General features: G+C 69.3%; 10 protein-coding genes and 1 pseudogene. 2 read left to right on the plus strand and 9 right to left on the minus strand.

What is annotated here, in order from left to right; translation table 11 throughout:
- Positions 1-31 precede the first annotated feature (31 nt).
- The 6 genes and pseudogenes from EAO72_RS43770 to EAO72_RS08840 all read right to left on the minus strand — a co-directional run.
- Positions 32-172, minus strand: a pseudogene (locus EAO72_RS43770) (glycosyltransferase); the annotation flags it as partial.
- The gene (locus EAO72_RS08820) at positions 169-705 is read right to left on the minus strand and encodes a dCTP deaminase (protein ID WP_148016689.1); all 537 of its coding nucleotides are present in this window, start codon (positions 703-705) and stop codon (positions 169-171) included. The gene EAO72_RS08820 and the pseudogene EAO72_RS43770, both read right to left, overlap by 4 nt.
- Positions 702-1,241: a dCTP deaminase gene (gene dcd, locus EAO72_RS08825; protein WP_148016690.1), complete on the minus strand. Its 540-nt coding sequence runs from the start codon at positions 1,239-1,241 to the stop codon at positions 702-704. The genes EAO72_RS08820 and dcd overlap by 4 nt, the downstream gene beginning before the upstream one ends.
- Positions 1,241-2,473: a metallophosphoesterase gene (locus EAO72_RS08830; protein ID WP_148016691.1), complete on the minus strand. Its 1,233-nt coding sequence runs from the start codon at positions 2,471-2,473 to the stop codon at positions 1,241-1,243. The genes dcd and EAO72_RS08830 overlap by 1 nt, the downstream gene beginning before the upstream one ends.
- Positions 2,470-3,753 (minus strand): UDP-N-acetylglucosamine 1-carboxyvinyltransferase, encoded by a 1,284-nt coding sequence (locus EAO72_RS08835; RefSeq protein WP_148016702.1) that lies wholly within the window; start codon positions 3,751-3,753, stop codon positions 2,470-2,472. Before EAO72_RS08835 ends, EAO72_RS08830 begins: the two co-directional genes overlap by 4 nt.
- A gap of 39 nt (positions 3,754-3,792) precedes the next feature.
- Positions 3,793-4,227, minus strand: a complete 435-nt coding sequence (locus tag EAO72_RS08840; protein ID WP_148016692.1) for an ATP-binding protein — start codon at positions 4,225-4,227, stop codon at positions 3,793-3,795.
- Between the two features lie 175 nt (positions 4,228-4,402).
- Here EAO72_RS08840 and EAO72_RS08845 point away from each other — a divergent pair, with 175 nt between their 5' ends.
- Positions 4,403-5,674, plus strand: a complete 1,272-nt coding sequence (locus EAO72_RS08845) for a helix-turn-helix domain-containing protein (RefSeq protein WP_148016693.1) — start codon at positions 4,403-4,405, stop codon at positions 5,672-5,674.
- Positions 5,671-6,228 carry a flavoprotein gene (locus EAO72_RS08850; protein ID WP_148016694.1) on the plus strand — a complete coding sequence of 186 codons (558 nt, stop codon included), beginning with the start codon at positions 5,671-5,673 and terminating at the stop codon, positions 6,226-6,228. Before EAO72_RS08845 ends, EAO72_RS08850 begins: the two co-directional genes overlap by 4 nt.
- Here the strand turns inward: EAO72_RS08850 and EAO72_RS08855 are convergent, their stop codons facing one another.
- The 3 genes from EAO72_RS08855 to EAO72_RS08865 all read right to left on the minus strand — a co-directional run.
- Positions 6,229-7,929 carry a mobilization protein gene (locus EAO72_RS08855; protein ID WP_148016695.1) on the minus strand — a complete coding sequence of 567 codons (1,701 nt, stop codon included), beginning with the start codon at positions 7,927-7,929 and terminating at the stop codon, positions 6,229-6,231. It abuts the gene before it with no gap.
- A gap of 4 nt (positions 7,930-7,933) precedes the next feature.
- Positions 7,934-8,335 (minus strand): plasmid mobilization protein, encoded by a 402-nt coding sequence (locus EAO72_RS41850; RefSeq protein ID WP_187284977.1) that lies wholly within the window; start codon positions 8,333-8,335, stop codon positions 7,934-7,936.
- Between the two features lie 391 nt (positions 8,336-8,726).
- Positions 8,727-9,580 (minus strand): DUF2637 domain-containing protein (locus EAO72_RS08865; protein WP_261991377.1); only part of this gene is annotated, 854 nt, incomplete at its 5' end.

Genomic DNA, 9,580 nt, shown 5'->3' on the forward strand with positions numbered 1-9,580 from the left:
GGACCTTGGAGATCCGCGTCGCCAAGCCCGCCCGCGTCTACCCGGGGATGAGGGGCTCGGCGCCGGTATAGAGATCGAGGAAGAGTTCGACGCTGCCGCCGGGGCTGCCGGCTGGAAGGTCGAGGAAGGTGGCTGCCAGAGGGCCCGCGGTTGGGCGAACGACGGGCTTCACAGCGCTCCTTGGGGGATCTCTTCGTACAGGCGGGAGATGTCGATGCCGTTCGTCGCCGCGTACTTGGCGCGTTGTTGCTGGTAACTGGCCGGGCTGCCGACGGTGGTGAGGAAGACGAGCTTCCCGAAGGTCATCCCCGGGTAGACGCGGGCGGGCTTGGCGACGCGGATCTCCAAGGTCCAGCGGATCGCATGGCCCTGGTGGCCGAGCGGGGCGGATACGTGGACCCAGATGCCGAGGGCGCCGATGGTGCGGTTCCCGTTGAGGAGTTGCGCGTACGTTTCCGAGCCGGTCTTCTCCAGCGTGATGCCGAGGTAGAGCACTCCGGGTTTCAGGACCAAACCGGAGGCGGGGATGGGGTGTTCGGTGAAGGCGGTGCGGGTGGCGGCGTCGAGGTCGCCGTCACAGATGCGGATCGTGTCGCCCAGCCGCCAGTCGTAGGCGTTGGGTGAGATCCGCTCGGGCTCGTAGGGGGAGATGGTGATCTCTCCCGTGCTGATGGCAGCGACGATGGCCGGCCCCGTGAGAATCACGAGGCCACTGCCTGGATGAGTGCAGCGTCCTGCCAGTAGCGGGAGGGCTGGGGGCCGTCGGCTCCCTGGTACTTGCCGCGATACAGGTCGACGTCACCGGTGGAGACGAAGAACATGATCTGGCCGATCTTCATGCCCGCGTACACCCGTAGCGGGCGGATGGGCGAGAGCATCAAGGTCCACTGTCCGTGGAAGCCGATGTCGCCGATCGGTGCGGTGATCTCGACGAACAGGCCGAGGCGTCCGACTGAGGAGCGGCCGAAGAGCAGGGGGACGAAGATGTCCGAGCCGACCTCCTCCACGGTGTGGCCGAGGTACAGCTCGCCGGGCTGCAGGACGTATCCGTCCTCGCCGATCAGGATCGAGCGCGTGGGATTCGTCTGGTGGGCGTCGATCACCTTGGCGGCATACGTCAGCAAGGTCGGACCGAGGCGGACGTTGTAGCTGTTGGGGTTCGTCTGGTCCGGGGTGAAGGGAGTGATCCGTAAGCGCCCGTTGGCCACGGCAGCCTTGATCTCAGGTCCGGTGAGGATCATTACTGGCCTCCTTCTTGGGAGTCGGCGGAGCCGGGAAGCGAGGCGGTCAGGACATGGCTTACGGCTTGGCGAAGGCGTAAGCCGGCTTGATGAGTTCGCCCGCCGAGGTAGCTGTCGGCGAGGTAGTCGGTGGTCAGCACGGTTCGGATCGCCGAGGGAAGAGGTGCAGGGGCGACGATCAGGGGGCCGACGAGTTCGGTGAGGTGGTCGAGCAGCTTGCCGTGGTCCTGGACGTGCTGCTCGGGGAGGAAGGCATGCACGAGCTGGTTGCCGAAGGGCTCGATGGCCAGCAGGTCGCCGAGGGGCAGCGTGGCGCCGAGTGGCACGGGACGCAGGGCGGTCTCGTTGAGGATGACCGCGTCAGCGCCGAGGCCGGAGTGCAGTCGGCCGGCGATCTCTTCGAGCAGTCTGCGGCGATCCAAGGGCGCATCGCGGAGGCGCTCGTCCACAGGTCCGATGGGGCTTCTCAGCCGTAGTCCGATGGCTGAGATCTTCTCCATCAGCGAGGTGAGTTCGTGAGGAACGGAAGAAGCGTCGGGGAAGGACCCGATGCGGGCGCCCCAGCCGCTGCCGACAGGCTCGGCGGTGGCGTATCCGGCACCGAGTTCGCGGCCCTTGACCACGAGGGTGTCGCCGACGTGCACGGGGCCGAAGCGGTCGCTGTGGCAGTGCCCGGCGAAGATGACATCGGCGCGCGGGCAGGCTGCGGCCAGCTTCAGGTCCTCATCGAAGCCGGAGTGGGACAGCACCATCCACGAGTCAGCCCTGTGGTGGTTCTCCCGCATCACTTCGTGCAGCGCCGGTGCCGGGTTGCTGATGCGGTGGCCGGCACGCTGGTCGGCAGGGATGGCGTTGAACGCTTGCGGTCCCATCACCGCGGTGACAGCGACCCGTCGTCCTCCGATGTCCCGGATGCGTACGCGGTCGAAGAGCGGCGTGCCGCAGTCGTCGGTTGTGTTCGCGCACACCGTCATGCGGTGCAGCCGCGGCTCGAAGTAGTGCGGCCACCCGTGGTTTCCGGGCGCGAGCAGGTCGTACAGGGTGGTGAGGACTTCGCGCTCGATGCGTCCTTCGCCGAGGTGGTAGTAGCCGCTCCCCTCGAAGAAGTCTCCGCAGTCCACGATCATGCTGTCGGGCCTCGCAGCGTGGAGGTGGGCGAGCATCGGAGCGGCTGAGTCGAAGGCGGAGTGGACGTCGGTCGTTGCGATGATTTGCCGCAGTTGCCGGTTCACGGGATCACCTCGCAGATGTCGGCGCCGAGGGCGTGCAGCTTGACGGGCAGGTCGGCATGGCCGCGCCGGAGCTGTTCGAGGCCGCCGAGGGTGGTCACGCCGCGAGCGGTGAGGCCGGCGATGAGCAGGGCGGAGCCCGTGCGGATGTCGGTGGCCTCCACCCCGGCACCGGTCAGCTGCTGCGGCCCGGCGAAGCGGCACTGTGTGGGCGACAGCTCGTCGATCGTGGCTCCGAGGCGGACGAGCTGGGGCAGCAGGTTGCGGTGGCGGCCGGGGTTGATGTCGTCGGCGAACAGGTGCGTGCCGGGCAGGGTGAGGGCCAGGGCCAGCAGCGCGGGCTCGAAGTCCGCGTCCAGACCGCCGGGGGACAGAGAGGCAATGGCTCGCAGTGGTCGGCCGGTGGGCTGAGCGTCCTGGGCCTGCACGGTGAGGGTGCCGTCCTCGGCGTCGGCTGGAATGCCGAGCCAGCGCAGCGCGGTGATGAGGGGGGTGATGTCGTCGCGGTGTACGCCGAGGATGCGCGCGTTGCCGCCTGTTACCGCGACTGCGCAGGCCAGGGTGCCCGCTTCGATCTTGTCGCCGGGCACCCGCCACGCGATCTCCTCGCCGGAGACGGATCGAGGCGGCTGAAGGGTGAGGACGGCCTCGCTGACCCGGCACTCCCACCCGGAAATCCTCAACGCCTCTACGACACTGAGCACTTCGGGTGACAGGTTCGGTTGGCCCAGTCGCAGCGGCCGTCCGGCGACGACCGTGCGCAGGACAGCGGCGATGCTCGCTCCGCGGGACCGGAAGGGGAGCATGATCGACACCGTCCCGCGTCCGCCAGTGGCTGCTTCCACGCGGTAGCCGCGGTCGTCGAGGGTCGAGCGGTCACCGAACCGCTCGTACACCTTGAAGTGCTGTTCCATCCCGCGTTCCCCGATGGCGCAGCCGCCCGGCCACGGCAACCGGGCCCGCCCATAGGCGCCGAGAAGTGCCGGGACCAGGTAGTACGAGGCCCTGATACGCGCAGCGACCTCGGGATCGGGATCCGGGCGTTGTTTGTCGCTCGGCAGGATCAGCGTGGTGTGTGGATCGCTGACCGGGCGGGCCGCGTGCCAGCCGGTCTGCTGGAGGAGGGTGAGCATCGTTCCGACATCCGTGTTGGCCGGGACGTTGCTCAGGTGCACCGGGCGGTGCATGGCTGCGGCGGCGGCCAGCAGGGGCAGCGCCGCGTTCTTCGACCCGTCTACGGTCACGGCCCCGGCGAGCGGAACGCTCGGGCGCACGGCGACCACTTCTGCGGCGACTGGGGGAATGCGTACGGCTGGCAACAGTCAGCTCCTCATCTGGGGCACGTGTGTGGCGACGGTTGGAAGCGGAGCGCTGAGATCGAGCTCGGCCCAGCAGCGCTTACCGGAAGGCAGCGGGTCGAATCCGTGGCGGTCTGCGAGTGCGGCGACGAGGAACAGGCCGCGTCCGTCTTCCTCTTCCGCATCCGGCAGGCCGACTTCCGGGATGTCGAAACTGGTATCGATCACCGCGATCCGTAGCGCCTCGTCGCTGAGGTAGGCGCCGGCTGTGATCGGTCCTTTGTGTGCGTGCCGCACCGCGTTGGTGATCAGCTCCGAGGCCACCAACACAGCCGCATCCAGGAGTGCAGGTCCGAGAGCGGCGCCCCAATCCCGTATCTCCTCGGAGATCTGCCGGCGCGCCGACGCGGCGCCGGCAGGTGTGCCGGGGACGGGAATCCGGATGTGGTGCGCTTCCATGAGCGGCCTCCTGATCGGTTCGGCCACTCCACGTAACCGCCGGACGGGCCTCTCGGACCAGGGCGGGTGCGGGTGCTGCATCGTCTATGCAGGAGCTGCATCACAGTGCACTGCCAGTCCCTTACGCTCGGTTGGGAAGGCAGGATCGGCGACGGCGGGAGGAGCCGTGGCACAGATGGCCGAAGAGCACAGCGAAGCGAGACGGATCGGTGAAGTGATCCGTCAGGCCCGCGTATTACAGCGGCGTTCGCAGAGGGAAGTCGCCTCCGCCCTGGGCTATCACCAGTCCAAGGTGAGCCGCCTGGAAGGCGGCAGGGGCACGGACGACATCCGCATGCTGCGCGAGGTCTCGCGCGTGCTGGCGATTCCGCCCCACCGCCTCGGCCTCGCCGCCACCTCGGACATCAACCACTCCGAACCCGAGACAGAGGACATGCACCGCCGTACCGTTCTCGCCGCCGGCATCGCCGCGCTCGCGGCCCCTACCCTCCCCGGCACCGCCCATCAGGACCTGGTCCAGTCCCTGCTGCCTGGATCAGCCCGTGTGAGTGACGAACCGGTGCCGGATCTCCAGAGCATGCGAGACCAAGTCGCAGGTGTACGACGCCTCTTCTGCACCTGCGATTACACAAAGCTGGAAGGCGCGCTGCCCGTCCTGATCGGGCAGTTACGGCAGGCCATCAGCGATAGTCCCGGATCGAGCGACCTGTGCGGGCTCCTCGCCACGGCGTACCAGACCTCGGCGAGCCTGCTGCTCAAGCAGAGCGACCAGGGCAATGCCTGGCTCGCGGTCGGACGCGCCATGTCCGAGGCCGAACGCTCCGGCGATCCCGTCGTCCTCGCCTCCAGCGTCCGCGTTCACGCCCACGCCCTAGCCCGTGACAGCCACACCGCTCAAGCCGTCGCCCTCGTCCGGCACACCGCAGACCAGCTCACGGGCTCGTACGACCAGCGCTCCCCGAAGTACCTCGCGGCACTCGGACTGCTGCTTCTGCGCGGGGTCACCGCCGCCAGCAGCGGCGGCGACCGCTCCGCCACCCGGGACTTCCTCACCGAGGCGAAGGAAGTCGCCCGCTACGTGGCACTCGACAGCCCCGACGCCTGGGCCAACTTCAGCCCGACCAACGTCGCCCTGCACGGACTCAGCGCGGCGGTGGCCTTCGGCGACGCCGGCGTCGCCCTGGACACCGCCCGGCCTCTCATGCGCCGCCACATCCCCGTCCCCGAGCGTCGTGCCGCCCTGTGGATCGAGGCCGGCCGCGCCTACAGCCAGCAGGGCCGCCTGGCGGACGGGTACCAGGCCCTTCGCATCGCAGAAAGCTGCGCGGCCCAGGACATCCGCCGACCTGCCGTCCGTGAGCTGGTGGCCGACATGGCCGCCCGCGACCGCCGTCGTACGCTGCCGGAACTGCACCGTTTCAGCCGTCAACTGGGAGTCCCCGCGTGAGTGTTCAGCCGGGCCGGCAGGCCAAGAAGCCCTTCCTGTACGTCGTCGTGTGCGCCTCCGGCATCGCCGGTGATGTCGGCATCCTGATCACCGCGGCCCAGGAGGCGAACTGGGATGTGGGCGTCGTCGCCACCCCGCAGGGCCTCGGTTTCATAGACGCCGAGGCGGTCGAGGCACAGACCGGATACCCGATCCGCTCGGCCTGGCGCTCGCCCGGCGACCCACGGCCGCTGCCGCCCGCCGACGCCATCGCGGTGGCCCCGGCCACCTTCAACACGATCAACAAATGGGCTGCCGGGATCTCGGACACCCTGGCGCTCGGCATCCTGTGCGAGGCATACGGCTTCGGCATCCCTACTGCCGTCATGCCCTACCTGAACTCGGCGCAGGCCGCCCATCCCGCATACAGCCAGAGCCTGGAGCGGCTGCGCGAGATGGGCGTCCTGATCGGTTCGTACGAGCCCCATAAGCCGAAGGCCGGCGGTGGCGCGGACCAGTACCGCTGGGAAGAGGCGCTGGAGCTGCTTACTCCCAAACTGTCCGCACCGGCCTGATCACCGCCGCCGTGCTGGCGGTGCCTGCGGCGGCAGAGGCGCCGCTGCCGAGTGGATCGGGGCGGCAGCGCGGGGCGTGGTGCTGCGCGCCCTGGCCGCCTGTGCGCGGGGACCAGGGGCGTGACGGTCACCAAGGCGGCGGATGCGCCAGGTCAGCGCGCGGGCGGGGCTGTGGGCGTCGTCCAGGGTGCGCTGGCCGAGGGCCTGACCGAGGACGGTCGTCGCGTTGTGCCCGACAGCCTCTGCTTCGGCGAGCACGGCGGTGAGTGCGTCCCAGGCGGGGTCGTTGAGGATGCGCTCGGCGTGCTCCGGCACGGCCTGCTGGAGGTGGTGGGCGTAGCGGTGCTTCATCTGAGGGCTGGGGGCACGCTGTGCGAGGCCAGTCAGGACCGGCTCGGCGACCTGGGCGTACGCGACCTGAAGGTGTACGAGAGCCTGTTCTGCTGCCGCTTCCTGCTGGGCGTGCTGGTGGGTGCGGTGCCAGTGCATGGCGAGCACTACTGCCGTGAGCACGGTGTCCAGCAGCATGGCGATTCCCGACCCGTCGCCGTCCGAGGGCCGGTCTCGCCAGATCGTTTGGATTCCCCGCCGCAGAGCGTGGGTGCTGGCGAGGTCGGCTGCGATGCGGGAGCGGGTGGCACGCTCGAAGGCGACAGCGGCTCGTTCCAGTTCGGTCTTCGCCGCGGTCGGTGCGTTGATCGGCAGTAGATCCAGCGTCGCGCCGAGTAGGACCAGTTGGCCTTGGGCGGTCCGGTCGTCGCCGTGGGTGAGGTGGTGGGGGATGCGTTCCGCGGCGGCGGTGGCTTGGTGCCATGGGTTGCCCGGCCGGACGGTGACTGGTTCGGGGCTGGTGGTGGCGAGGCTCTTGCGGATCTTGGGCAGAGACAGGTCGGGGGCGAGGGTGGAGCCCGCGTAGAAGACTGGCTCGCCCTTGTCGTTGGTGTCGTGGGGCAGGGCGAAGTTGCAGCCGAGCGCATCACCGGAGGGGCCGCGCTTGAAGCGCACAGCCACTCCTGTGTTCTCCAGCAGTGCGAAGAACTCGGCCTCGTCGGACGCGGCGGCAACCGCGCGGCGTACCCGCACACGCAGGACGTCACGGGCGGCGGCTCCCTGGCCCAGGCGCTTGGCCTTGAAGTGCTCCTTGCTGGTGAGCCGCTTTGCGCCGGTGCCGTCGCCTGGCTTCAACCGCCGGAGCCCGTAGTCGACCTCGATCGAGCGGGCCTCACGCTGGACGGCTCGCTGGTCATAGCCACGCTCGGGACGGCGGCCGTCGTGGCGTACGAGGGTGGCGGCGATGTGGATGTGGTCGTCGGCGTGACGGACGGCCACCCAGCGGCAGGCTTCCTCATCCCCGTCGGGGGCTATGCCGGCGGAGGCCACCATCCGGCGGGCGATGTCCGCCCACTGCTCGTCGCTGAGGATCGGGTCTTCGGGCGCGGCGCGGACGGGGCAGTGCCACACGGTGTCCCTGGGTGCCTTGTCGCCCAGCATCTTCACGGGCTGATCCAGTTGTGCGACGAGCTGGGCCTCCACATCCTTCGGGTCGCGGTGGGGGCTGCGGCCGGGGTCTGGGGCGAAGCCGTTCCAGGAGGCCACCAGGTGTGGGTCGGTGTGCTCGTTGGCCCGCCCCTTGCCGAAGAGGTAGGCGATGGTGCGTTGCGTGGCTTTCGGGCCCGCACCGAGGATGATCTTGGGTATCACCGGCTCACCGGGCCTCAGTGACCTGGGCGATGGCGGTGTCCAGGTCGTCGATGGACGCCTCGACGCGGGCCAGGAGCCTTTGGACGGTGGCGGGGTGGGGCCAGGCGCCGTCCTTGTTGAGGTGATGGGTGAGCTGATTGAGGTTGCTGCCGATCTTGCCGAGCTGTCCGTTGGCGGCCATGAGCGTCTTCACCGTGGCGCGGTAGTCGGCGACAGCTGCGGTGGGATCGCTGGCGCGGGAGGCGGCGAGCGAGCACTCGGCCACGTAGCCACCGGTCGCCATGCCGCTCAGAGCGGCGGCGTTCTTGACGAGGGCGAACTCGTGGTCGTTGTAGCGGGGGTGGACGCGGCGCTCGCGCAACTGCTTGTCACGCAGACGGCGACGCGGCGCTGGCTGCTGCGGCACGCTCGACGATGGCTTGGTGTCTCCTGACCCGGCCGGCTCCCCCGGGCCGGCCGACTCCGGTGCCGCCTCGGCGCCGGATGCCTCCGCCTCCCCTGGGGCGGAGGTCGGGTAAGGACTCCTTACCCGACAACTTGCTCCGTCTGAAGCAGCCCGTCCGAATGCCTGCCGTACACGTTCCGTCAGCGCAGGCGGCTTCGTCAGCGGTATCTGTTCCTTGGGGTGGTGTGGATCGTGCGTCATGAGCGGTTCTCCAGACGATGGGTGGGGCGGGCTCTCGGGAGGGCCCGTGAGCTGCGAGCGGTCACACGGACCCGTCCTTGGGTGTGATGAGCCAGTAGTGACCGGCTGGCCGGGTGACCGGAACSSGTTCCGGTCACCCGGCGGGTTTTGGTCAGCCGCTGGATGGACCGCTTTCGGCGGAGGCTGTGAGTTCGTTCCGGAGGACGTTCGTCACCTCGGTCAGCCGCTCACTGGAAATCGGAAGGCCCTTGTCCTCAACTGCCTTCCGGACAGTCGCCCGGGTGAGTTTTCCCTGCTCAGCACAGGCAGCCCTGCCGATCTCCACGAGATCCCCGAGCGGGGCGCCGGGCGGACGGCCACCGCGGGACTTGGTCTCCGCAACCTCCGCAGGAGGTTCCGGAGGCCCATCGGGCACGGCGGCCGGTGGCTCGGTGAGCGTGCCGGGTTTTGCTGGCTCCGCTGATATTCGGGCGGCCCGGAGGGGGGTGGTGACCGATGCCCTCAGCACTTGCCCGGAACCTGCTAGCGGGTGCTGGTCCACGAGTTGGTGGATCTGCCGCATCAGTACGGCGAAGGCCACCATCGCGGCTGCCGGTGGAACCGCGGCCACCACGTAGTCGAGGAAAGGGACGTCACCGGTTTCGCGTGTGCCGCTGACCCCGGCAACGTTCAAGGCGATGGAGCCGACAGATCCGATAGCGGTCACGGCGATGGCCCATCGGTCGGTGACCCGGCGCAGCCCTGCGCGGAGCATGAGCAGCTCGCCCGCGACGATGAAGGCGTCCAGGGTGGCGGGCCACGCCCAGCGCCGGACCGGTGAACCTCCCAGGCCATGCTGCCCGGCGACGTCGGCCAGGTGCGCGTAGGAAAGACAGAACGCTCCGGCGGTCAGGGCGACGATGACGATGCCGGCCGCGATGAGCGCGTAGCGCTCGGCAGCGCCATGGGGCGCGGCCGGCCGCCCATCGGCCGTCCGGTTGTCCGGCTGGTGGTGCGGGGGCGAGA

Origin of the sequence: Streptomyces sp. OR43, from assembly GCF_008042275.1 — a bacterium.
Classification (GTDB): Bacteria; Actinomycetota; Actinomycetes; order Streptomycetales; family Streptomycetaceae; genus Streptomyces.

What these genes read in the sequence shown, in the direction of transcription:
- EAO72_RS08845 (WP_148016693.1), top strand. Translation starts at nt 4,403, where the DNA reads ATGGCCGAAGAGCACAGCGAAGCGAGACGGATCGGTGAAGTGATCCGT.
- dcd (WP_148016690.1), bottom strand. Translation starts at nt 1,241, where the DNA reads ATGATCCTCACCGGACCTGAGATCAAGGCTGCCGTGGCCAACGGGCGC.
- EAO72_RS08840 (WP_148016692.1), bottom strand. Translation starts at nt 4,227, where the DNA reads ATGGAAGCGCACCACATCCGGATTCCCGTCCCCGGCACACCTGCCGGC.